This window comes from Pseudarthrobacter sp. S3, assembly GCF_050156905.1.
In the GTDB taxonomy this organism is placed as follows: domain Bacteria; phylum Actinomycetota; class Actinomycetes; order Actinomycetales; family Micrococcaceae; genus Arthrobacter.
Map to the genome: position 1 here is coordinate 3,339,234 of NZ_CP189583.1, position 21,366 is coordinate 3,360,599.

The 21,366-nt window shown below is 64.3% G+C and carries 21 protein-coding genes and 5 pseudogenes; 11 read left to right on the top strand and 15 right to left on the bottom strand.

Annotation, left to right across the window (positions count from 1 at the left end; all coding sequences use genetic code 11):
• Positions 1-112 precede the first annotated feature (112 nt).
• From ACQCSV_RS16055 to ACQCSV_RS16065, 3 genes are all read right to left on the bottom strand, one after another.
• Complete coding sequence (locus ACQCSV_RS16055; RefSeq protein ID WP_426938779.1) at positions 113-1,936, bottom strand: hypothetical protein; 1,824 nt, start codon at positions 1,934-1,936, stop codon at positions 113-115.
• Positions 1,933-3,111: a hypothetical protein gene (locus ACQCSV_RS16060; RefSeq protein ID WP_426938780.1), complete on the bottom strand. Its 1,179-nt coding sequence runs from the start codon at positions 3,109-3,111 to the stop codon at positions 1,933-1,935. Before ACQCSV_RS16060 ends, ACQCSV_RS16055 begins: the two co-directional genes overlap by 4 nt.
• A 365-nt stretch (positions 3,112-3,476) precedes the next feature.
• Positions 3,477-4,292 carry an MBL fold metallo-hydrolase gene (locus ACQCSV_RS16065; RefSeq protein WP_426938781.1) on the bottom strand — a complete coding sequence of 272 codons (816 nt, stop codon included), beginning with the start codon at positions 4,290-4,292 and terminating at the stop codon, positions 3,477-3,479.
• 166 nt (positions 4,293-4,458) lie between these two features.
• On the opposite strand from ACQCSV_RS16065, the gene ACQCSV_RS16070 reads away from it, so the two are divergent.
• Together ACQCSV_RS16070 and ACQCSV_RS16075 are read left to right on the top strand one after the other, a co-directional pair.
• On the top strand, positions 4,459-4,599 hold the full coding sequence (locus ACQCSV_RS16070) for a hypothetical protein (RefSeq protein ID WP_354156349.1): 141 nt from the start codon (positions 4,459-4,461) through the stop codon (positions 4,597-4,599).
• Positions 4,600-4,632: 33 nt separating this feature from the next.
• Positions 4,633-4,896 (top strand): hypothetical protein, encoded by a 264-nt coding sequence (locus ACQCSV_RS16075; protein ID WP_426938782.1) that lies wholly within the window; start codon positions 4,633-4,635, stop codon positions 4,894-4,896.
• A 153-nt stretch (positions 4,897-5,049) separates the two neighbouring features.
• Here the strand turns inward: ACQCSV_RS16075 and ACQCSV_RS16080 are convergent, their stop codons facing one another.
• The 3 genes and pseudogenes from ACQCSV_RS16080 to ACQCSV_RS16090 all read right to left on the bottom strand — a co-directional run.
• On the bottom strand, positions 5,050-6,402 hold the full coding sequence (locus ACQCSV_RS16080; RefSeq protein WP_426938783.1) for a type II toxin-antitoxin system HipA family toxin: 1,353 nt from the start codon (positions 6,400-6,402) through the stop codon (positions 5,050-5,052).
• On the bottom strand, positions 6,399-6,683 hold the full coding sequence (locus tag ACQCSV_RS16085) for a helix-turn-helix transcriptional regulator (protein WP_354156346.1): 285 nt from the start codon (positions 6,681-6,683) through the stop codon (positions 6,399-6,401). The genes ACQCSV_RS16080 and ACQCSV_RS16085 overlap by 4 nt, the downstream gene beginning before the upstream one ends.
• 423 nt (positions 6,684-7,106) lie before the next feature.
• Positions 7,107-7,508, bottom strand: a pseudogene (locus ACQCSV_RS16090) (2-oxo acid dehydrogenase subunit E2); the annotation flags it as partial.
• A 473-nt stretch (positions 7,509-7,981) separates the two neighbouring features.
• On the opposite strand from ACQCSV_RS16090, the gene ACQCSV_RS16095 reads away from it, so the two are divergent.
• Entirely contained in the window at positions 7,982-8,284 is a 303-nt protein-coding gene (locus ACQCSV_RS16095; protein WP_354156345.1) for a hypothetical protein, read from the top strand.
• 101 nt (positions 8,285-8,385) lie between these two features.
• Here ACQCSV_RS16095 and ACQCSV_RS16100 read toward each other — a convergent pair.
• Together ACQCSV_RS16100 and ACQCSV_RS16105 are read right to left on the bottom strand one after the other, a co-directional pair.
• Positions 8,386-8,575: pseudogene (locus ACQCSV_RS16100) on the bottom strand (2-oxo acid dehydrogenase subunit E2); the annotation flags it as partial.
• Positions 8,576-8,699: 124 nt separating this feature from the next.
• A pseudogene (locus ACQCSV_RS16105) lies at positions 8,700-8,972 on the bottom strand (transketolase C-terminal domain-containing protein); the annotation flags it as partial.
• 178 nt (positions 8,973-9,150) lie between these two features.
• Here ACQCSV_RS16105 and ACQCSV_RS16110 point away from each other — a divergent pair.
• Positions 9,151-10,467: a hypothetical protein gene (locus ACQCSV_RS16110; protein ID WP_354156344.1), complete on the top strand. Its 1,317-nt coding sequence runs from the start codon at positions 9,151-9,153 to the stop codon at positions 10,465-10,467.
• Positions 10,468-10,586: 119 nt separating this feature from the next.
• On the opposite strand, the gene ACQCSV_RS16115 is transcribed toward ACQCSV_RS16110, so the two are convergent.
• The 4 genes from ACQCSV_RS16115 to ACQCSV_RS16130 all read right to left on the bottom strand — a co-directional run bounded on the left by ACQCSV_RS16115 (position 10,587) and on the right by ACQCSV_RS16130 (position 14,946).
• Positions 10,587-12,038: a dihydrolipoamide acetyltransferase family protein gene (locus ACQCSV_RS16115; protein WP_354222734.1), complete on the bottom strand. Its 1,452-nt coding sequence runs from the start codon at positions 12,036-12,038 to the stop codon at positions 10,587-10,589.
• Between the two features lie 2 nt (positions 12,039-12,040).
• Complete coding sequence (locus tag ACQCSV_RS16120) at positions 12,041-13,153, bottom strand: alpha-ketoacid dehydrogenase subunit beta (protein ID WP_426938784.1); 1,113 nt, start codon at positions 13,151-13,153, stop codon at positions 12,041-12,043.
• Complete coding sequence (locus ACQCSV_RS16125) at positions 13,150-14,367, bottom strand: thiamine pyrophosphate-dependent dehydrogenase E1 component subunit alpha (protein ID WP_426938785.1); 1,218 nt, start codon at positions 14,365-14,367, stop codon at positions 13,150-13,152. The genes ACQCSV_RS16120 and ACQCSV_RS16125 overlap by 4 nt, the downstream gene beginning before the upstream one ends.
• Before the next feature lie 243 nt (positions 14,368-14,610).
• Positions 14,611-14,946 carry a helix-turn-helix transcriptional regulator gene (locus ACQCSV_RS16130; RefSeq protein WP_354222728.1) on the bottom strand — a complete coding sequence of 112 codons (336 nt, stop codon included), beginning with the start codon at positions 14,944-14,946 and terminating at the stop codon, positions 14,611-14,613.
• Positions 14,947-15,275: 329 nt separating this feature from the next.
• Here ACQCSV_RS16130 and ACQCSV_RS16135 point away from each other — a divergent pair, with 329 nt between their 5' ends.
• Both ACQCSV_RS16135 and ACQCSV_RS16140 read left to right on the top strand, forming a co-directional pair.
• Positions 15,276-15,548: a ribbon-helix-helix domain-containing protein gene (locus ACQCSV_RS16135; protein ID WP_354222726.1), complete on the top strand. Its 273-nt coding sequence runs from the start codon at positions 15,276-15,278 to the stop codon at positions 15,546-15,548.
• Positions 15,545-15,796, top strand: a complete 252-nt coding sequence (locus ACQCSV_RS16140; RefSeq protein ID WP_354222724.1) for a toxin — start codon at positions 15,545-15,547, stop codon at positions 15,794-15,796. Before ACQCSV_RS16135 ends, ACQCSV_RS16140 begins: the two co-directional genes overlap by 4 nt.
• 63 nt (positions 15,797-15,859) lie before the next feature.
• Here ACQCSV_RS16140 and ACQCSV_RS16145 read toward each other — a convergent pair.
• A pseudogene (locus ACQCSV_RS16145) lies at positions 15,860-15,970 on the bottom strand (alpha-ketoacid dehydrogenase subunit beta); the annotation flags it as partial.
• Positions 15,971-16,106: 136 nt separating this feature from the next.
• Here ACQCSV_RS16145 and ACQCSV_RS16150 point away from each other — a divergent pair.
• The gene (locus tag ACQCSV_RS16150; RefSeq protein ID WP_141141390.1) at positions 16,107-16,571 is read left to right on the top strand and encodes an Lrp/AsnC family transcriptional regulator; all 465 of its coding nucleotides are present in this window, start codon (positions 16,107-16,109) and stop codon (positions 16,569-16,571) included.
• Between the two features lie 43 nt (positions 16,572-16,614).
• Here ACQCSV_RS16150 and ACQCSV_RS16155 read toward each other — a convergent pair whose 3' ends face one another.
• Both ACQCSV_RS16155 and ACQCSV_RS16160 read right to left on the bottom strand, forming a co-directional pair.
• A complete protein-coding gene (locus ACQCSV_RS16155; protein WP_354222722.1) occupies positions 16,615-17,403 on the bottom strand; it encodes an SGNH/GDSL hydrolase family protein in 789 nt (262 codons plus the stop codon).
• 494 nt (positions 17,404-17,897) lie between these two features.
• A pseudogene (locus ACQCSV_RS16160) lies at positions 17,898-18,359 on the bottom strand (2-oxo acid dehydrogenase subunit E2); the annotation flags it as partial.
• Between the two features lie 543 nt (positions 18,360-18,902).
• Between ACQCSV_RS16160 and ACQCSV_RS16165 the strand changes: the two are divergent.
• The 4 genes from ACQCSV_RS16165 to ACQCSV_RS16180 all read left to right on the top strand — a co-directional run bounded on the left by ACQCSV_RS16165 (position 18,903) and on the right by ACQCSV_RS16180 (position 21,325).
• Complete coding sequence (locus tag ACQCSV_RS16165; RefSeq protein WP_354161511.1) at positions 18,903-19,487, top strand: hypothetical protein; 585 nt, start codon at positions 18,903-18,905, stop codon at positions 19,485-19,487.
• The gene (locus tag ACQCSV_RS16170; RefSeq protein WP_426938786.1) at positions 19,487-20,116 is read left to right on the top strand and encodes an RES family NAD+ phosphorylase; all 630 of its coding nucleotides are present in this window, start codon (positions 19,487-19,489) and stop codon (positions 20,114-20,116) included. Before ACQCSV_RS16165 ends, ACQCSV_RS16170 begins: the two co-directional genes overlap by 1 nt.
• A 142-nt stretch (positions 20,117-20,258) precedes the next feature.
• Positions 20,259-20,723, top strand: coding sequence for an Lrp/AsnC family transcriptional regulator (locus ACQCSV_RS16175; protein ID WP_426938787.1), 465 nt, complete (start codon positions 20,259-20,261; stop codon positions 20,721-20,723).
• Positions 20,724-20,956: 233 nt separating this feature from the next.
• On the top strand, positions 20,957-21,325 hold the full coding sequence (locus tag ACQCSV_RS16180) for a hypothetical protein (protein ID WP_426938788.1): 369 nt from the start codon (positions 20,957-20,959) through the stop codon (positions 21,323-21,325).
• The last annotated feature ends 41 nt before the right edge of the window (positions 21,326-21,366 follow it).

Consider the following 21,366-nt stretch of genomic DNA (forward strand, 5'->3'; position numbering starts at 1 on the left):
ATGTGTGCCGTTGTCCGCAGCTATCGGTCACCGGTTGAGCGCAAGCACCCCCGCTGCCGGGGTCAGGGACCAGGCCAACATGCCCGCAACGGCCATCGCGGCCCCGCACCGGTCAGTGCGAGGCTGGGCGCACGACGATGGCCGTGCCGGTCTGGTTGATGACTGTGCCCGAGCTTGAGGCCGCGGTAGCGGCTTTCGCTCCGGTGGCGGACGTGTCGATCAGCGAGAGGGAGTCGACCTCGATGGCCGCGTTCGACTTGGACGCAATGCTTGACGTGACGTCGCCTTCCTCAGCCATCCCCGACGGCGGTGTGAATGTCGTGGTCGCCGAGTTGGTGCCGTTCCTCGCGCCGTGTGCGGTCAACAACAACGCCCCCGACGTCACCGGCGTGATCGACGGCGCCCGGACAACCGGGTAGAGCACTCCACCGTTGGTGTCAGTGGTGGGCGTAACGTCCAGCGGCGTGGTGGCGTCTGCCCCCTGCACGGCAACCGTCGCCCAGGCATACCGGGAGGCGGGTTCAGGCACGCTCGGCGCTGTATCGCCGGACTGCATGACCCGATACCAGACCGCCTGGTGCGCCGAGGTGGATCCGGCGCTGGTGAAGTCGGCGACTGCCCGCGTCCATCCCGTGGGGTTCGTGGCGTTCGCTGCCCCAGACACGGTCACCTGCGAGAACAGGAAGACGACGTCGCCGGGCTGCCAACCTGCTGGCAGGGTGGCCGCGTAGGAGCCCGAAGCGGTCAGCTCGCCGGATCCGGTTGCCGTCGACCGGACAGAGGCCGGAGTAGGAGTAGGAGTCGGCGTCGGAGTAGGCGTCGGAGTAGGCGTAGGAGTCGGTGTCGGCGTCGGCGTCGGCGTCGGTGTCGGAGTAGGTGTCGGCGAAGGCGCCGGCCGGGTGAGCGTGAAACGGTCGGTGTAGGTCCCGCCCGAGGCGCCGACGAACTGACCGGTCAGGGTCGTGGCGGTCACCGACACGTTCAGGAAGCCGTACGTCGGGTTGTTGTTGCTGCCCATGAAGGTCTGGAAGTAGGGCGCCGTCGTCGTGTTGCTCTCGCTGTTGAGCGACTTCCCGCCCGAACCCACGGTGGCCAGGATCGTCCCGGTGCCGGCGGTGTACTGGGCAGTGGGGTTCGTGTCGGCGACACAGTCGGGGTTGAAGGTGCCGACGGGGATTGCCGTACAGGTGCCCCGGAGCGCGAGAGGGTAGCTGCGCGCGTACGCGTGGTCGTGTGCCTGCAGGTAAAGGTCCACCTTCTTCGCCACCAGCAAGTTCATCAGGTCAGGGCTGGCGGCGCAGGGGTAGTTGACCATCGACAGGCAGTACATGTGCATCCCGACGACGACGAACGGGATCCCGGCAGCCCGCCCCGCGTCAATCGCCGACGACACGAACTGGTAGCCCTGTGTGCCGGCCTGGTAGGACCAGTTCAGGGTCGTGCCGCTGAAGGTCAGCTTCGGGGAGACCATTATCACGCGGACCAGCGGGTTGCCGGCCGGGTAGTCCGTGTAGTACTGCTGGCCATAGGATCCTGCGACGCCGAGCCTGTCCGGCAGGCACGCCGCGAACCTCGACCACAGCCCGTCAGGTCCGTCGTCCTCGTGGTTCCCGGACAGGAGTTCGTAGGGCATCGTCCCGGCGTGCTGCGTAACGAACGAACACCAGGACGACTCCGGGGTGGTCGAGGAGTAGGACATGTCGCCGAGGTGGAACATCGCAGCGGTCCCCGCGTTGCGTGCTGTGTCGATCACCTTCCCCGCCGCCGTGGTGGCGGCGGTGTCGCCGGCGAAACCCAGGCTCACCGAGGATGCGGCAGTGGCCCGGGACTCCCGCGATGTGGCGAAAATGTAGGCGCCGGCGAGAACGAGTGCGCCGCCGAGCAGGACGGCCAGCGCCCGCCGCAGTGGGCGGCGCACGCGCCGGTGGCCGCTCATCGACAGCTCCATTCAGTCGCGCGGCGCAGCCCGTTGGCTGCCGCGGAGAACCCTAAAACAACGGTGGTCGCGCCCTGCCGTGACACTGCGGTGGCCGTCCCGGACACTCCGGCGAACTGGTTGTCCGAACCCGGTGGCAGGATCTGCGCGCTCTTGCCCACCCATATCACCGCCTGCGGTCGCGACGCGCGGAAGTTGGGCGTGCTGCCCGATCCGACAGCGATCCCAGCAACGCCTGCCAGCGCGTTCGAGGTGGGGCCGGCGGCCGCTGCGCCCAGGTCGGTGATGAGGCCCGAGGCGTCCCAGCCGACCGCGTGGGTTCCCTCGGGGACGGCACTCTGGCCGAGCGCATGCCCGTCGGAGTCGATCGCGAGCACCACACCGCCGCGCCCGGCGAGGGACGGCAGGGCCTTCGGGGTGCCGTCCGGCGCCCACAGGACCGGCGTTCCGCCCTCGGCGAGGGCCACCCCGCCGATCGTACCGTCAGGGCCGATCGAGAACGCATGACCGGCCTGCGCACCGGAGGGCAGCATGAGCTCGCGGGGTGCCGCGGTCACCGTGGACCAGACAGCGGGGCGCTCGTTGTCGTCGGCGCCCGGCCCGTCGGAGTGCTCCCCGTCGGCGACCAGCGCCCCGACGACGACGCCGCTGTCCGACACCATCGACGGGAGCGCGATGTCACCGGGGCCAACGGGGAGCAGGTGGTACTGACCGCCCTGCCACCACCAGCCCACCAGCATTTGAAGGGTGTCGTCATACCCCGTGCCGACGACGACTCCGGCCTGGTTCACCGAGGTGGGGACCGCGGTCTGGAGTGGGATTGCCAGCGGGGTCGGCCGACCTTGCCGCCAGAGCACCGGCGCGGATCCGCCCGTGGCAGTGTCGGCGATGCCGACCACCAGCCCGTTGCTGCTCGCCGCGATCACGTTGCTGCCGCGGCCACCCAGGCCGGCGAGCAGGCTCACCGTGCAGTTTGTGGCAGCGCGCATGTCACCCCCAGCAGCCGACGCCGCAACGGGCACCACTGCCACCACCACCAGGCCGCCCTCCAGCGCAAGAAGCGTCGCTGTCAGCAGTGCCTGAAGCCGCTTCGCCCGCGCCGTGCGTAAATGAGGGCCAGAAGTCGTACGGCCTGTGCCACGCCCGCCCGTGTGAAAAAATCCATTGTCTAGCAATGTTGCTCCCAGGAGTTGAACTCCATATTCACGGCAGCATCTGCAGCACAATTGACCATAGCCGCCCTGTGATCACCAGCCTAGGATTCAGGTCAAGCGGGTGTCACGAGTAACAGGTACCTACTTTGAAGCATGGGAAAAGCGCTGTAGTACTTGGGAGGTACTCACCTCTGGTACTTGGGGGTACTTAGGGAGTACTCACCTTCGGTCCTTGGGGTCCTCAGTCCTCGCCAAGTGCTGGGAGACCGCAGCAGGAGACTTGCCCACCACCTCAGCCAGGGCGCCAACCGCCATGTCATATGGACCTGCGTTCATTCGCGGTCCGGACCGCAGTTGCGCGTCGGACGTATTCTGTGACCTGGGAATTAGTGCAGCGGCCGGGTCTCCTGCAGCCGCTTGATGAACCAGCGCGACTGCTCGGGCCCGTACGGCAGGATGGGGATGGCCTTGGTGGCGTCCGTGGGGGTTTCGCGGATGGACTGCTGGGCCTGGCGGACGGCCGTGGTCATGGTGTTGGCCATGGTTTTGACGAACTGATCGCTGCAGGGCTGGCCGTGGCCGGGGACCAGGAACTCGTAGCGGTGGCGAAGGGCGGAGACGTGGCGCAGGCAGCCGGCCCATTCCTCCGGGTAGGAGTCCTCGAAGGACGGGTGCGCGCCCTGCTCCACGAGGTCGCCCACAAAGAGCGTGGTGGGGGAACCTACCAGGAGGTCGCCGTCGGTATGGCCGCGGCCCAGGTGGAACAGGGTTGCGGTCACCCCGCCCAGGTCCACCAGCACGGGCTGGTCCTTGACGATGGCGTTGGGCACCACCAGTTCCACGTTCTCGCCCTCGCCGGTGGACATCTCCGGCTCCAGTGTTCCTACGAACCGGCGCTGCAGGTCCCCGTGGTCGTCGATCTCCCGGGCGCAGTTTTCGTGTGCCCAGAACTCTGTGGCGCCGTCGGACGCGAACACGGCGTTGCCGAAGAAGTGGTCGTAGTGGGCGTGCGTGTTGACGACCACGAGCGGCAGGTCGGTCTTCTCCCGCACGGCGTCCAGGATTTCGTGCCCCTGCCGCGGCCCGCAGCCGGTGTCGATCACCATGGCACGTTCCGAGCCCACAATCAGGCCGGTGTTCAACAGTGATCCTTCGGTGACCAGCACGTAGTTGTCCGCGCCGACGTCGAGCCATTCTGACATTGTTTCTCCGTACCTCCGGAAAGCGACTGCGTTCTTCTTGGCCCCGATTCTACCCTCGGGCCCTTGGAGTTCCCGGGATGCGGGACGCGGTCGGGGCCGCATGTGGAGATCCACATTACTGGCCGATTTCCCACCTTAAATCCATCGACCTGCGTAACATTTCGCTATGCAGACAAAACAACACACGTGCTTCTGCGAGGAATGCGGCAGGATCACGAACCACGTGACCCACTATGTAAAGGCCGACGGCGGTGGCCGGCTGATCGCGACGGTGCAGTGCGCTGAGCATGCAGAGGAAGCCATCTGACGCGGAGGTGCACAACTCGCCGAGATCCCCGAAATGGTCCGCGGTTTGGCGGCCATGATCACGGGACGCCCCGAATCCGACTTCGACGTCGAGGTCACCTTCGACACGCCTGAAGTCGCAGCCCATCTCCGCGAAGCCCGTGAGCTTGCTGCCAGGTCCGACGAGCTGAAGGCGGCATCAGCCAAGGAACGCCACGAGGCGGCCATGGTCCTGAAGCGGCAGGGTGTCACCGTCCGCGACATCGGCGCGGTACTTGGCGTCTCACACCAGCGAGCGCAACAGCTCGTCACCCAATGACCGCGCTACGACCGTTCCGCTCCGGACCATCAGCTCGGTGTCCTCCGCGGGCACGGGGGTAACCTGAGGAACGTACGACGGCGGTGAGACGGCGGATCTCCGCGTCCAGTTCACGGGCGCTGAGTTTGTCCGCGCCGCCCCAACCACCCTCCCCTACTGCGCCCCGCGCCTGAAATGCCCCTCGATGAATCGCCCGTTTCTGGTGTGGGGATTTACCCAGACTTCACCGGGAAGCCCTGTCTGGCCGCCCGTCGCCAGGTCGATGATGGTCGGGCTGCTGTCGCGCACGCCGGTGGCGCGATCCCGATGCGCCCCCTCGAAAGCCTGCGCCATGAAGTCCAGCGCGTCAGGGCGAACGCCGGATGAACGGGCGTCCTCTCGCCAGTGAGAGACGGCCTCATCCACAATCCGGATTCGCTGGACTGCTTGATTCTGGGTCAGCCTGAAGTCGTCGGCATGTTTGATGAGCAGCCTGATGTCCCGGTCCCCGGCATCATCCTCTGGTGTGAGGCGTACGTCGGAGCGGCCGGCCCTTGATGGGTTCACGTCGAACGATGGTGCCAGGCGCCAGCCATTTCCGATATGGAGCAGGCCATGGTTGCGCATATGATCGTCTATGTTGTTGACCATCACCGTGAACACTGCCCGTGAAAAGAGCTCGGCAGCATCGGCGGAAGGGCTCGCAGAGATCGAAGCGACCCTCTTGGCGAGCGTGGCGTAGTCGGGGTGCTCGTGCTGGGCCAGCGCGAAGGCACTGCGAAAGCTCATGTAGGGAATGCGGTGTCCGGCCTTCCGGTCGAACCTCCGGGTGAGAAACACAGAGCGGCCCTCGGTGAGGGGGACCGCCGAGGACTCCTGGACCTGGATACCGGCACGGCGTTGCAGTCTGATCGCGGTCAGCTCCCAGGCAGAGACATCAGTGACATCGGATGTGCGGGGGAACTTGGCCAGGTGCATCTCGCCGTCTTCGTCGCGCACCCAGACTTTTGGCCGGGCGCCTCCGGGCGAGGAGCCGACGCCGATGAGTTCGCTGACGTCGTCGTCGATTTCGCCGTTCTCGGCAAACCGCTGGGCTGCATCGACAAGCATGGGGATCTCGTGGATCCCGGCCCGCCAGTGCTGCTGAGCGAGGAAGGTCCCGTCCTTGCGGAAGCGCAGGGCGCCTTGGCGCGTCGCGTCGTCAACGGCGAGCAGGAGCTCAATCTCCGACGGCGAAGCGAACCTAACGCCGTCGTCGCGGGCTTTCTTCCGCAGCCGTGCGTCGATGAGATCGCGGCCCCAGCTGTCAGGGGCGGCGTCGTCAAAGGCGAGGAAGGTGGTTCTGTGCGCGGCAGGCGTGTGCGGCCCACGCTGCAGGGGCAGGTCCGGAGAGATGGCGAAGGCATCGGCGTTCGCAAGCCACCCGTCGAGGTAGGTGAAGGTCATCGAGGGCTTCTGGAAACCAGGGCGTACGTCCACTGAGAAGTCACCTACATGGACTTCGTCCACCCACACTTCGTGGCTCATTGGGTCCTCCTGGCGCGCTGGCGGTCAAGGAGGTGCGCGCGCATGCGCCCCAGATCGGTACTCAGTGGATCGGACACCTCGGTGAGCCGCTCGGTCAGATTGAGCACTTCCATCAGGGCCAGGACACTTCCCAGCCTGACGCCAGTGTCGCCCCGTTCAATGCGGCGCAGCGTGGGCATGGAGAGATTGGCCCGGTCCGCGGCCAGCTCCTGGCTGAGGCCAAGCAGGATTCTCCATTGCTTCAGGTGCTCGCCCAGCAGCTCTGCGGTGTCGTTAACCAAGAAACGCTCCCTTCCACCCCAATGGTACTCCCATGTTGTGTTAGCTGCGCTAAAGGAACGTTTGAGTTTGTTTACCGACACGGCGGCACTCGAGCGCTGGCCTTCACGGCGTGAACGCAATGAGCCAAGGCTTGGCGGTAACCGTCTCGCCGCAGAGCCGCACACTGACAACACAGGAGGCAGCGGACCTTCTCGGAATCAGCCGGCCAACGCTCGTGAAGTTACTAGACGCCGACGATACATCAGTGGCCATTAACTCAGAAGACGAGATATGGACGAAACTCTCGCTGATCTTCGGGAAGCCCGGCGAGCAGTCGCGGCGCGCCGCCGTGCGGCTAAATCTGTTTGACATGATTGGGCTGTGTTTACCTCAGGGCGCGGGTGAGCCCCGCAACGATGCGGGTAGGAGTGCTGGTGGGCAGCTCCCGGGCTCTCCATGCCATCAGCAACGAACCGGAGGAACCCGGCAGCCGTTCCGCCGTCGCACACGCGGGGCTCGAAGGTGAGCGTCAGTTCGGTGACCTGCGGACCGCAAGTTCCCCGTCCACCACCCACGGCTTGTCGATGATCCGGCCAACTCCGAGGATGGCCACCTCGGGGTGGTTGATGATGACCGCAGATCCGTCAACCCCAAAAAACACTGTAGTTATTCAGGGTGAACGTGCCGCTGCCCAGCTGCTCCGGCGTCGCTTTGCCCTCGCGTACGACGGCGGTGAGCCGGCGGATCTCCGCATCCAGTTCGCGGGCACTGAGTTTGTCCGCGTTGCGTACCGAGGGGACCATCAGGCCGCGGTCCGCCTGGGCCGCGAAACCCAGGTTGCTGCCGCGAAGCCCAAGATCTCCACCGGATTTTTAAACGCTTTTCACATTGTCCAGGCGTCGGAACCGAACTTCGTCCTGGCTCCAAAGGGACAACGAGGCCAGGTAGTAAATGGGAATATGGGCAAATCCCCGAGCAGGGCGTATGATCATCAAAGAATTCATGCAGGAACCATGTGGGAGGAAACCGTGGACAGCGCTGCCAAATTTGTGCCGGTCGGGGAAGTCAGCGCCGACGAACGCTCAAGGATCGCCGTCGGCAAGGCCGGGGTGCGCAGGGACGATCGCTACGCCGTTGCGGTAAACGACGACGGCGAAATCCTCTTAACTCCGCTCGTCTCCATCCCGAAACGGGAACTGCTGATCTGGGAGAACGCTCAAATCCGCGAGGCAGTCAGCCTCGGCCTCCTCCAGTCCGCTGCCAACGAGACCACGAGCCTGGGTGACTTCAGCCAGTACGCAGACGATCAGGACGACGAGTGACAGAACCATTCGATCTGCGCTTCACACGCGTAGCGGCCGAGCAGATGGAAGCATTGACTGGTGATGGCCACGCGGAAAAGAAGCTGAAGAAGGTCCGCAGGGCACTTGGCCGGCTCCAAACCAATCCGTCCCATCCAGGACTGAATTCACACAAGTATTCATCCATGGCCGGTACTAACGGCGAAGAGGTTTGGGACTCATACGTGGAGAACAACACTCCTTCTGCATGGCGTATTTTCTGGCATTACGGCCCGGGAACCCGAGTGATCACCATTGTGACAATTACTCCCCATCCCTGAGTCGATGCTTCTTGAATCGTCACTCATATCGAGAGACGCCTCTGCGTTCGCGGCATTCACGAGACCGAAGTTGGCGTGGAGGAGAACCAGGCCCCGCGCTTTCACAGGTCCGCGAGCACCGACGCCGGGTTCTCGATCGGCAGCAACAAACCGCAGGAACCCGGCCGCGGCGCCGCCGTCGCACACGCGGTGATCAAAGGTCAGCGTCAGTTCGGTGCCCTTGCGGACGGCCAGTTCCCCCTCCACCACCCACGGTTTGTCGATGATCCGGCCAACTCCGAGGATGGCCAACCCAGCCGTGACAAACCGAGCGATGAACGCCATATTCCCGGCGTATTGTGCGGATCGGACTTCTTAAGGCCTGCCCGCAGTTCCACCAACGCGGTGGCATCCACGTCCACCCAGACAGTGGCTGCGCTTCCGCGATCACCACGGCCCGGCCGGTCTTCCGGACGGACGCGCACACTGTCTCGTCGTCGAACGGCACGATGGAGCGGACGTCGATGACTTCCAGCGAGCGCCCCTCCTCCGCAGCAGCAGCTGCGGCCGCAAGCGCCGTAGGCACAGATGGTCCGTAGGCGATGAGCGTTGCGTCAGTCCCGGCACGGGCGACGGCGGCCCGGCCTTCCGAGGATGTGCCCGCCTCGACGCTAAGTGAGTGCTGCGCCCGGAGATCCTCCAGGTCCACCAGGTACTAAACAGGCCCCCCAACCTGAAGGTGCCAGCCCCTAACCCCTAACCCTGTCCCCCTCCTGGGGCAAAATCCCTTGCCACGTTTGTTGGTGAAGCCTAGGCTCGTCCTACCCACACCCTGGCAGCATGGTCTCAGCCGCCGGTTACTTCAATCAGCGCCATGGAGAGCCGTCATGAAATCAGATACCAAGCGATTCCTGGGCCAGATCCTCGCCTTCTGCCTTGCCGTTACCGGACTGATGGTTGCCTCGGCCCCGGCCGCGCAGGCGGCCACCACATACGGCTACCAGAGCATCGCCTATTCAGGGGTGGCCAACCCGCCAACCTCGGATAAGCCCCAGAGCAAGCTTTGGTTCAACGACGGTTCCTGGTGGGCGGACATGTGGACCACAGGAAGTGGATGGCACATCTTTCGCTTGGACCGCAGCACACACAAGTGGGTCGATACCGGCGTGCTGAACGACAGCCGGTCTAGCACACTCGCCGATACCCTCTGGGACGGCTCCCACCTTTACATCGCTTCCCACGTGGTGACGATAAGCAGCGATGGAACCACCAAAGCCTCGATTTCCGGCCAGCCTGCCAAGTTGTACCGCTACAGCTACACGGCCGGCAAATACACCCGCGATGCCGGATTCCCGACCACTATCACCAACAACAGCAGCGAATCGATGACCATCGACAGGGACTCCACCGGTGCCATCTGGGCCACCTGGACCCAGGTCGCCGGAAACTCCACCTCCGGATTCACGAATACCGTGTACGTCAATGCGTCCGCACCCGGCGGCACGAGCTGGCCAGCACCCTTTGTCCTTCCCGTGTCCAACCCCCGCCCTGCGCCCGACGACATTTCTGCTGTGGTTTCCTACGCAAAGAACAAGATCGGCGTGATGTGGAGCGACCAACGCACCGGAAGCATGTGGTGGGCAACCCGAACCGACGGCACCTCGCCAACGGCTACTTCGTCCTGGAATATGCAGCCGGCCATTCAGGGCAAAGGGCAGGCTGATGACCACCTGAACCTCAAGGCGCTTCTCGCGGACCCGTCCGGAAGGGTTTACGCAGCAGCCAAGACCAGCCTGGACACCACGTCCTCGGATAAGTCGCTGCCGCAGTTACAGCTGCTCGTTTTCAAACCCGGTACCGGCTCGTTCACCAAATCCACCATTGCTACCGTCGGCGACTGCGTCACGCGACCCCAACTTCTTCTGGACACACAGAATAACAAGGTTCATGTATTCCTCACCGCCCCGTCCGCGAGTGGCTGCGCCTACATCGGCGCGACGGGCAGCATCTACGAGAAGACGGCCTCAATGGACAGCCCGGTGTTCGGCACGGGCCGCGGAACGCCGGTGATCCAAGACGGCGCCTCGGACCACGTTAATGACGTCACCACTACAAAGCAGGCCGTGAACCGCTCGACCGGGATCGTGGTGATGGCTACGAACAGCGTCACCAAGCGCTACTGGTACTCCGACCGGCCGCTCTGAAGCCGCAGGGGTCACTTTCACGGCAGCGCCAGCAGTGGTGCCCCAAACTGGGTAACAGCAGATTTCGTTTTGGAGGCTCATAACGACATCTGCTGTTACCTAGTGGGGTGGGGCGGGGGTCAGAGGTCCGCGAGCACCGACCCCGGGTTCTCGATCGCATCAGCCACGAACCGGAGGAATCCGGCTGCCGTGCCGCCGTCGCAGACACGGTGGTCGAACGTGAGCGTCAGCTCGGTGACCTTGCGGACCGCGAGTTCCCCGTTCACCACCCATGGCTTGTCCATGATGCGCCCCACGCCCAGGATGGCCACCTCGGGGTGGTTGATGATGGCAGCCGAGCCGTCCACGCCGAAGACCCCGTAGTTGTTCAGGGTGAAGGTGCCGCTGCCCAGTTGCTCCGGCGTCGCTTTGCCTTCGCGTACGACGGCGGTGAGCCGGCGGATCTCCGCGTCCAGTTCGCGGGCACTGAGTTTGTCCGCGTTGCGTACCGAGGGGACCATCAGCCCACGGTCCGTCTGGGCCGCGAAGCCCAGGTTGATCCCGGCGAAGCCAACGATCTCCTGAGAGCCGTCGGCAGCAGTTTCGATGCGAGTATTGAGGTCCGGGAATCGTTTTAACCCAGCAGTGACAAAACGCGCGATGAACGCGAGCAGCCCCGGCGTATTGTGCGGATCGGACTTCTTGAGGCCTGCCCGGAGTTCCACCAGCGCGGTGGCATCCACGTCCACCCAGACAGTGGCCTCAGGGATCTCCGCGCGGCTGCGGGACATGTTGGCGGCAACGGCTTTCCGGACACCCTTGACGGGCGTCCGGGAGGAAATGCCAAGACCTGTGCGGGAATCGGCATCCCCCTGGGTTTCGCTTACCACGCGCTCCGGCTCAACCACCGGCCTCGCGTCAACCACCGGAGTGCTGATGACCGCTTCAACATCCCGGCGCATGATCAGTCCACTGTCACCCGAGCCGTGAACGTTGCCCAGGTCCACGCCGTGTTCACGGGCCATCCGCCGGACGAGCGGGGAAATGACAGCGCCGAGCTTGCCCGGGACGCGAGTACGGAGCAGCGAGAGGTCGTCCACCCCCGGGGCCTCCTTTCGCGGAGCCCGAGTGCGCCGCGCCTGGCTGTTGCCGCCGGGAGTGCCGTAGCCGATCAGCACGTTTCCGGAACCAGCCTTCTCCTCCTCGCGGTAGGCCTGAGCAGCAGCCGGCGCGGATGATGCCGCCCCGGGAGTGGCATCGGGCCTGTCGGAGCCGGACGGCGTGCTGCTTGCAGCAATGCCGTCCGGCGAAGGGGCGGGGGCGGCATCATCCGCGCTGGCCACCGAGCCAGCCGGAAGCACGGAGATCAGCGGCTTGCCCACATCCAGCGTCTGGCCCGGTTCGCCGTGGAGCACCGTCACCGTGCCGGCGTACGGGGATGGGACTTCCACCATGGACTTGGCCGTCTCCACTTCAGCGATGGGCTGGTCCACACGGATTTCGTCGCCCACGGATACCAGCCAGTTGACCAGTTCGGCTTCCGTCAGGCCTTCGCCGAGGTCGGGCAGCAGGAATACTTTCGGTTCGCTCATGGTCAGTTCTCCCACTGGAGGTCGTCAACGGCGTCGAGGATGCGGTCCACGCCGGGCAGGTAGTAGTGCTCGAGCTTCGGTGCGGGGTACGGGACGTCAAATCCCGTGACGCGGCGGATGGGGGCGGCGAGGTAGTGGAAGCAGCGTTCCTGGACGCGCGCCACGATCTCGGAGGACACGGACGCGAAGCCGTGCGCTTCGGCAATCACTACGGCCCGGCCGGTCTTCCGGACGGACGCGCACACGGTCTCGTCGTCAAAGGGAACGATGGAACGGACGTCGATAACTTCCAGCGAGCGCCCCTCTTCCGCAGCGGCCGCGGCAGCCGCCAGCGCCGTGGGCACCGACGGTCCGTAGGCGATCAGCGTTGCGTCGGTGCCGGAACGGGCGACGGCGGCCCGGCCTTCCGAGGACGTGCCAGCCTCGGCGTTAAGAGAGTGCTGCGCCCGGAGATCTTCAAGGTCCACCAGGTCCTTGGACCAGTAGAGCTTCTTGGGCTCCATAAACATGACGGGGTCGTCCGAATCAATGGCCTCGCGCAGCATCCGGTAGGAATCGGCCACCGTGGCGGGGGTAAACACTTTCAGGCCGGCGGTGTGGGCGTAGTAGGACTCGGAGGAGTCGCAGTGGTGCTCCACTCCCCCGATCCCGCCGGCGTACGGAATCCGGATCACTATGGGCAGCTTCACGGCGCCCTTGGTGCGGTTGTGCATCTTGGCCACGTGGCTGACGATCTGCTCGAACGCCGGGTACGCAAACGCGTCGAACTGCATTTCGATCACCGGCCGCATCCCGTTCATGGCCATCCCCACGGCCATGCCCACAATGCCGGACTCGGCCAGCGGGGTATCGAAGCAGCGCTGCTCCCCGAAGGTCTTCGTGAGGCCATCCGTGATGCGGAAGACCCCGCCGAGGAGGCCCACGTCCTCGCCGAAGACCAGGACCGACGGGTCGGCGTGCATGGCATCCGCCAACGCCGTGTTGAGGGCTTTGGCCATGGTGACGGCCTGCGGCCCGGATGCTTCAGCCGCAGAAGCGGCAGAGGCGGCAGCCCGGGCCGTTGCCGCGCTGACGTTGCCGTTCGCCTCGGACGAGGTGGTGATGGTCGGACTCACTTGGCAGTCTCCTCAGATGACGCTTCGCGGGCAAGTTCGTCAGCCAGCATGGCTGACTGCTCCTTCAGCTGTGGTGTGGGCACCGAGAACACGTGCCGGAAGAGTTCCTGCGGGTCCACCGGAACGTCCTCGCCCAGGCCGTCCCGCAACTGGGTGGCAACTGCTTCCGCTTTTTCCGAGATCCGCGCGGCGCCGTCGTCGTCCAGCAGTCCACGCCCGGTGAGGTAGGTCTTCATCCGGCTGATGGGATCCTTGGCCAGCCATTCGGCCACCTCGCTGTCCTGCCGGTAGCGGGTGGCATCATCGGCGTTGGTGTGCGCCTGCATCCGGTACGTGTGTGCCTCCACCAGGAGCGGCCCGGAACCTTCGCGGGCGAGCTTCACCGCCCGGTCAAGGACTGCGAGGAGGGCCACAACGTCGTTGCCGTCCACCCGTTCGCCGGCCATGCCGTAACCCACCGCCTTGTGGGCGAGCGATGGCGCCACGGACTGGTGCGCCAGCGGAACCGAGATGGCGTACTTGTTGTTCTGGACGAAGAAGACCACGGGCAGGTGGAAGACGGCGGCGAAGTTCAGGGCCTCGTGGAAGTCACCTTCGCTGGTGGCGCCGTCCCCGCACATCGCCAGGACCACGGTGTCCTCGCCGCGGAGCTTGGCCGCGTGCGCGACACCCACGCCGTGCAGCAGCTGGGTGGTGAGCGGCGTGCACTGGATGCCCACCTTGTGCCGGGCCGGATCGTAGCCGCTGTGCCAGTCACCCCGGAAAATAGTCATGGTCTCCACGGGATCAACCCCCCGGGCCATGACCGCCACAGCGTCCCGGTAGGTGGGGAACAGCCAGTCGCCGTCGGAGAGGCAGAGTGCGGCTGCCACCTGGCAGGCTTCCTGACCGTGGCTGGACGGATACACGGCCATGCGTCCCTGCCGGACCAGCGCAGAGTTCTGGTCGTTGACCCGGCGGCCGACGACGAGCTGCTCGTAGGCAGCCAACAGTTCCTCGTCGGAGGGCAACGGGTACTCGTGGCCGGGTTCGGTGCCCTGCTCGCCTTCTGCTTTGAGCCGCCCGTCCGGGTCCACCATCTGGATCTGGTGGCGGGCGGGCAGCATGTAGTCCTCCACCGTGATGCCGAACTTGCGCACCGCTTCGGATACTGCATCTTCAGCCGGCAAACGCTGGGCCTGGTCCTGGGCAGGGTGGTCCGCGGAGATCGTCATTGGTCCGTCCTTCTGTAGCCACTAGTCGGTTCCAGTATGTCCCTCAGAGAAGTTTCGTATCCAGTACCTGAGCGAATCGTGGAGAAGACAGGTGCATAAGGTCATTTTGAGAGACGAATCGCAACCAGCGGTGGCGCTGCAGCAGGGAGCCGTGGACGTATTGGCGCGCATATCGGTCCGGGCGGTGTCGGCATCGCCCAGGGATAAAAAATCGCCCCAGCCTTAATGGCGGAGGCGACAATTTCACTCGACTTGTTCGTCAGAGTTCACGGTCCACCCATCGGGCTGGTGGCAGCGACTTTTGCGGGCTTTCACCTGAATAACAAGCTCTGCGTCCACGGAGCGAGCGTATCGCTGGAGCGTGAACAGCGTCGGGTTGCCTCCGAGTCGCTCAAACTCGGAGACCGTCGACTGGGACGTTCCCATAATTTTGGCTAGTTGGCTCTGCTTTATTTTCAGGTGCTTCCGGCGCTCCACCAGCTGAAGGATGGTTTCCGTCAGCGTACGGGCATCCTCCTTCGCATGAACTACCGACGAGTCTTCAGCGTCAATGCCGAGCTCGTCAAAGAGTTTGCTCATTACCGTCTCCCTTCGCGGTCATCTAACTATCGGCTACAACCGATATTCGCGTCAATTCATTTCACGTTGTCCGGTGCGGCGGACGGCGGCTCGGCAGTGAGCGACGCGCTGGGAGTCGGCGGCGGCGTGGACTTGGGGAAGGTGCCCGCGCGTTGCCGCCAGCACGCCGGCGAGAATGATCGTGGCGACGACTCCGGCGAGGAGCAGGCCACCGCCGTCGAACCTCCGGCGGCAAGCCGGTGACCGGCTCGGGGGCAGCGCGGCCGGAGCCGCTCCCCCGCCCGGTATTTGGGGTTACCAACAATGGGGTCGAAGCGTATTATTTATGTATGACAAAAATACGGGAAACCATCGACGGCCTGCCGGTCACGGAAGAGATGATTCAGGCCTGGGCAAATGAAGCTGAGGCAGGCTATGAAGTCGAGAAGCTGCATCCTCCTCGGCGAGGCCGCCCGTCGTTGGGGCAAAGTCCCGGCGTGCAGCTGTCCGTGCGCCTGGAACCGGAGTTGGCGGAGCTATTGTCGCAGAGCGCTGCCGAAAGGCATATCAGTAAATCCGTTCTGATTCGCGACGCGGTTCGGCACTACTTGCACGCTTCGTGAAACGAACTGTCCACATTTCGGCCAGAAAACATGGAGTAAGTGAGGAAGACGCTCTACACGCAGTTGCTAACGGCATCCATGAAAGCTACCTCGACGATGGAAGCCCTGCACGCCGGCTCATCTTGGGCTTCGACATTCAAGGGACGCTGCTGGAGCTAGTCGTCTTACGGTTCGACAGCGGAAACGAAATGGTCATTCATGCCATGCCCGCCCGCAAGCAATACCTGAAGCTCCTGTCCGAACAGTGAGCGCTACGCCCCATGTGCCGCGCCCGGCGCAAAAGCTAATGCAGCGGCCGAGTCTCCTGCATGCTCCCCGAATTCAGCAGTCAGCCCGTCGGTGATGTGGAAATCCCCTCCCAGGCGGCCCACGTCCTCGCCGAAGACTAGGACGGACGGATCGGCCCGTCCGGGGTCCACCATCTGGATCTGACGACGGGCCCCAAGGGAAGTTTCGTATCCAGTACTTCGCGGAATCATGGAAGGTTCCGCCGGATGGACCTAGTCTTGAAGACGAATTGAAATGTGAGCTGGACAACGGACGGGAGCGGTGGACGAATTGGCACGACTTGAAGGAGAGTCCGGGGAGGTGCCGCTGGACGACGTCGATCGCAGGATCATCGCCGAACTCACCCGGGACGGGAGGATGTCCGTGACGCAGGTGGCCGAGAACGTCCACATCTCCCGGGCCCACGCGTACACCCGCATCGCCAGGCTGACCGGCGAAGGTGTCCTGACCAAATTCACGGCCTTGGTGGACCCCATCAAGGCCGGCCTCAAGTCCTCTGCTTACGTGACGTTGAAGGTGAGCCAGCATTCATGGCGTGAGCTGCGCGAGCAGCTGCGCGCGATCCCGGAGGTCCATCACATCGCCCTCGTGGGCGGCGATTTTGACGTGATCCTGCTGGTGCGCGCCATCGACAACACCGACCTGCGGCGCGTGATTTTCGATCAATTGCAGGCCATGCCGGGCGTCCAGGACACACAGACTTTCCTGGTGTTTGAGGATGTGGATACGCGCTAGTAGATGGCGTCCACGAGGCATCGCCGCGTCCGCAGGAGCCGGCTCACTGAATCAGCGTGGCCCAGGACTCCAGGAACTTCTCAGCAAGATGGGCGTGGCCGGCGGTGTTCGGGTGCGCACCGTCAAAGTCGAATCCCGGGCTGTTGGCACCCGTGAACCAGCCGGCCTCGTAGGCGTCGATGAACGGAGCACCGGCGGCTGCGGCGCCGGCGCGGACGGCGCTGTTCACACGTTGCAGTTCCTCCGCTAGCGGCTGGGGGGCCGAGGGTCCAAGAACAATTGTCTGGACGCCGGGCCACAACCTGCGGGCCGTCTCGATTGTCTGCGCCGTGGCGGTTTGAATTTCATCGGGGCTGGTGATCAGGGCGTCGTTCTGGCCGCCTTGCAGGATGAGGACGTTGGGGACGAAGCGCGGATCCTCAGCGATTTCCCGCAACCGGACTTCGTACTCACGTGCCTGGTTGTCCTGCGGACCACCGCCCCACGCGAAGCCGGTTCCGCCTACGCCGTCGATGTTGGCGGGGTATCCGAGTGAGTCGGCAACAAGGTACGCCCACCCCTCGCCTGGCTGGTCCGCGCCCACACCGGCAGTGTACGAATCGCCAAGAATCAGGAGGACAGGCTGGGTGGGAAGCTGGATTTTCAGCTGTTGGACAGTGGCTGTGGGTGCCGGGGTCGCCATAGTCGGCGTGGCCGCCGGCGAGCTTGCCGGCATGGGGCTTACGGCATCGCCTGGACCACGCGGATTCGTCAGGGCGATACCCGCTACCCCGAACGCGGCTACGGCCAGCAGAAAAAGTGCACCGTATTTGATCCACTCCCGCCTGGTCATGCTGGGCTGCTACCGTTGCTCGTCACCCGGCACATCATACTGGCCCGAAATGGCCGACGGCGGCGGGCGGGCTAATTGCGACGGTCCGGTGTTCCGAGCAGCCGGGGCAGTCCGGACCAGCTACGTTCTCAGCTGTCCGCGATTCTGCGGTTCGACGGACTCTCCCTGCGTCGCCGAAGCGGAGCAGTCGTCACCACGGCCCACAAACTGGTGCGGGCAATTCATAAGTTCCAAGCCGTCCCCGGAAGTCACTCTGATTCGCATGGGATCCTGCGTTTTCCGTCCACTCCGCCATCGACGGGGGCTCTAGTCGTTTCAGATGATGGCGCCGGCGGCGACCCTGTGGGCACCACCCCTGGAAGCCGCCGGCACAATAAGTAAACCGAATGTGCCGTTGCCGTACACGAGTAGCCGGTACCCGATCTTTTCTCCACCACTACGGGCTCGGCGACCAAATCCCTTCCATCGCCCAAGTCAGGTGTCGTTAGCCGGGGTCAGATATCGGCCAGAACCGTGGCGGGCTTTTCGATGGCATCCGCAACGAACCGCAGGAATCCGGCTGCGGTGCCGCCGTCGCAGACACGGTGATCGAACGTGAGCGTCAGTTCGGTGACCTTGCGGACCGCGAGCCCGCCGTCCACCACCCACGGTTTGTCGATGATGCGTCCCACCCCGAGGATCGCCACCTCGGGGTGGTTGATGATGGCTGCGGAGCCGTCCACCCCGAAGACACCGTAGTTGTTCAGCGTGAAGGTGCCGCTGCCCAGTTCCTCCGGCGTCGCTTTGCCCTTGCGTACGACGCCGGTGAGCCGGCGGATCTCCACGTCCAGTTCGCGGGCACTGAGTTTGTCCGCGTTGCGTACCGAGGGGACCATCAGTCCGCGGTCCGTCTGCGCCGCGAAGCCCAGGTTGATGCCGGCGAAGCCAACGATCTCCTGGGAGCCGTCGGCGGCAGTACTTCGCAGAATCATGGAAGGTTCCGCCGGATGGACCTATTTTGGAAGACGAATTGAAATGTGATCCGGACAACGGGCAGGAGCGGTGGACGAATTGGCACGACTATCGGTCCGGCGGAGTGGGCATCCCCCAGGGATTAGAGATCGCCCCCGCCCTTTTGGCCGGGGGCGATAATTTCGTATGCCTTGTTCGTCGGAGTCCGTACGGATACCGGCATCCGCAGAGCCCAAGTTCGGCGCTCTCAATTGCAGACCGGGCCAATGATCCCTCAGCCATAAACTGCTCCGTGAACACCGCGCCTCTGAGACCAGATTGAAAAGGGTAAAACCGTCTTGGCCCCACGCCTGCCTCACGCGGAGCTGCCCGAACAAACAAACGACCGCTTTCGTGGCAGCCTCTTCAGCCGGTAAACGCTGGGCCTGGGCTGGCGCCTTTCCGAGGAGCTAGCGGCTAGAACTCCCCTTTTCCACAATCATTAGCAATGGCATAGACTGTGGAGGTCGTTAGGAGACGTCATCGCTGTCAAGGACCGCCGCACCAGAATGAAGCTTGGCCACGGGGCCGGCACCCTGAATGCATGGATCAGCTCTGCCCGTCCCTCGTTTTCTGAACAGGACCTGGTCTCAGCCCTGGTAGACATGACCCGCAGCACGACGGCAGCCGACCTGTCTGCACGCGACCGGGACTTCTGGGACAAGAACTCGGGAATCGCAGCCGACCATGCCGCCGTCGCTATCGCCTCCGCGGCGAACGCCGCCGCCCGGCTCGTTCTTGACGCTTCTGCCCTCACAGCCGCCGAGGTCGCCGAGCGCATGCGCATGTCCGCGTCCACCATCCGACACTACAAATCGGCACGGAAGCTCTACTCGTACCTAATCAACGGCAAGTTAGCCTTCCCGCAATGGCAGTTTAACGATACGGGTGACAAGTCGATCCCCTCCTTGGAGGACGTTCTTGGTGCGTTGCCCGACGACCTGCACCCGCAGGCGGTGGCCGGGTTCTTCCTAACGCCCCAACCCGACCTGGTCCTGAACGGAATGCACGTCTCGGCCAAGTCATGGCTGGAGGCCGGCGGCAGCAAGAAGGTCGTCGTCGACCTTGCCGAGGGACTGGCGGCCGGCTACTGATGCCGGACCAGTACCCGCCGGACACGGCTACCCTGCGGGCTCTGGGGTACGAAGCAAAGACGATACCGGCTGGCTCCGTGCTGTGGCGGATCCACTTCACCACCTCGTGGCATGTGGTGCCGTGGAACCGCCTGCGCACCTGGGGGCCCGTGCCGGGCTCACGCTGGGAACCTCACCCGCTGCCGCCAGGTGATGCCGCGCCGTTGGGTGCCGCCTACCTCGGTGAGGACGTGCTGACGTGCTTGGCGGAGGTATTCCAGCTGACCCGTTTCGTCGACGTCGACCGCGACGACCCTTACGTCACTGCGTTTAGTACCACGCGTGACCTGGTACTGGCCGACCTCACGGGAGACTGGCTGCTGCCGGCCGGCGGTTCGGCGCAGATCGCTTTCGGCGAGAAGGAGCGAACCCGAGCCTGGGCCCGTGCTATCCATGAGACGTGGCCGGACCTTGATGGCGTGTACTCCCTCTCGGCCATGGCCCTGAGCCGCAAGGTGGTGACACTGTGGACCGAGGACGCCATACCGGCCGCCCCAGAGTTCTCCTCACCCCTGAACGCGCCGGGCATCGTCTCCGATGTGATGGCAACTGCTGCGAAGATCCGTTACACCAGCAACATCGTCCTCTGAACACGCCCACCACCGCTAACCGTCCCTGAGGGAAGTTTCGTATCCAGCACTTCGCCGAATCGTGGAAGGTTCCGTCGGTTGCACCTACTCTGGAAGACGAATTGAAATGTGATCCGGACAACGAGCGGGAGCGGTGGACGAATTGGCACGACTTGAAGGCGAGCCCGGCGAGGTGCCGCTGGACGACGTCGATCGCCGGATCATCGCCGAACTCACCCGGGACGGCAGGATGTCCGTGACGCAGGTGGCGCAGAACGTCCACATCTCCCGCGCCCACGCCTATACCCGGATCGCCAGGCTGACCGGCGAAGGGGTGCTGACCAAATTCACGGCCCTGGTGGACCCCATCAAGGCCGGACTGAAGTCCTCCGCCTACGTGACGCTCAAGGTGAGCCAGCACTCGTGGCGTGAGCTTCGCGAGCAGCTGCGCGCCATACCGGAGGTCCACCACATCGCCCTCGTGGGAGGCGATTTTGATGTGATCCTGCTGGTGCGCGCCATCGACAACACCGACCTCCGTCGGGTGATCTTCGACCAGCTGCAGGCCATGCCGGGCGTCCAGGACACGCAGACTTTTCTGGTGTTTGAGGATGTGGATACGCGCTGATCACGGCCAACGGGCATGGCCGGGCCGGCAGAACGCGGCCCATCCGATCCCGCCACGCGAAGCCGCGCCCGTACCTGTACACCGAATTGAGAAAACATTTATTCTTTAAAAGTCTCGACTATATGAATTCTTCGGCGTAACTTTGCATCTGGAACAAGCGTCCGTGATCTGTATCACACCAGTGGGGCTCGGATTAGAGCAGGACTGGTGGGGCAGACTGAAAGGAGAAAGCCATGATTCTTAGGGAAATTTCGTTCGACCGGTTTATGTTCACCTGCACTGGGTGCGACCATGCCTGGGGTGCCGAGTATGACGTCCAGCATGTTGAGGACGGCCACGGACACGAACGGGACTACTTCTTTCGCAACGGACTGCACTGCACCGATCCCACCGGCCTCGGCGAAACGACGTGTCCCCACTGCGGCCGGACCGCGGTCATTGCCCACCACAGCGCCCGGCAGCCCGGTCCCCCTGCCACGGACGAGGCCCCTGAGGTGCCGGTCGAAACACCCGCCCCGGCCCCGGAGTTGCCGGCGGACATACCCGCCCCTGCCCGTAGCATCGATTGGGATACGGCGCCGCTGCTCTCAGGCTCTCGGTAGGCCCTACCGGCTAGGGAGACGGCTCCGACCGCGGCGAACAC

Coding starts and splice junctions, on each gene's coding strand:
- ACQCSV_RS16115 (WP_354222734.1), bottom strand. CDS start 12,038: ATGAGCGAACCGAAAGTATTCCTGCTGCCCGACCTCGGCGAAGGCCTG.
- ACQCSV_RS16075 (WP_426938782.1), top strand. CDS start 4,633: ATGGTCCGCGGTTTGGCGGCCATGATCACGGGACGCCCCGAATCCGAC.
- ACQCSV_RS16080 (WP_426938783.1), bottom strand. CDS start 6,402: ATGAGCCACGAAGTGTGGGTGGACGAAGTCCATGTAGGTGACTTCTCA.
- ACQCSV_RS16070 (WP_354156349.1), top strand. CDS start 4,459: ATGCAGACAAAACAACACACGTGCTTCTGCGAGGAATGCGGCAGGATC.
- ACQCSV_RS16125 (WP_426938785.1), bottom strand. CDS start 14,367: ATGACGATCTCCGCGGACCACCCTGCCCAGGACCAGGCCCAGCGTTTG.
- ACQCSV_RS16165 (WP_354161511.1), top strand. CDS start 18,903: ATGAAGCTTGGCCACGGGGCCGGCACCCTGAATGCATGGATCAGCTCT.
- ACQCSV_RS16130 (WP_354222728.1), bottom strand. CDS start 14,946: ATGAGCAAACTCTTTGACGAGCTCGGCATTGACGCTGAAGACTCGTCG.
- ACQCSV_RS16065 (WP_426938781.1), bottom strand. CDS start 4,292: ATGTCAGAATGGCTCGACGTCGGCGCGGACAACTACGTGCTGGTCACC.
- ACQCSV_RS16110 (WP_354156344.1), top strand. CDS start 9,151: ATGAAATCAGATACCAAGCGATTCCTGGGCCAGATCCTCGCCTTCTGC.
- ACQCSV_RS16170 (WP_426938786.1), top strand. CDS start 19,487: ATGCCGGACCAGTACCCGCCGGACACGGCTACCCTGCGGGCTCTGGGG.
- ACQCSV_RS16155 (WP_354222722.1), bottom strand. CDS start 17,403: ATGACCAGGCGGGAGTGGATCAAATACGGTGCACTTTTTCTGCTGGCC.
- ACQCSV_RS16180 (WP_426938788.1), top strand. CDS start 20,957: ATGATTCTTAGGGAAATTTCGTTCGACCGGTTTATGTTCACCTGCACT.
- ACQCSV_RS16135 (WP_354222726.1), top strand. CDS start 15,276: ATGACAAAAATACGGGAAACCATCGACGGCCTGCCGGTCACGGAAGAG.
- ACQCSV_RS16055 (WP_426938779.1), bottom strand. CDS start 1,936: ATGAGCGGCCACCGGCGCGTGCGCCGCCCACTGCGGCGGGCGCTGGCC.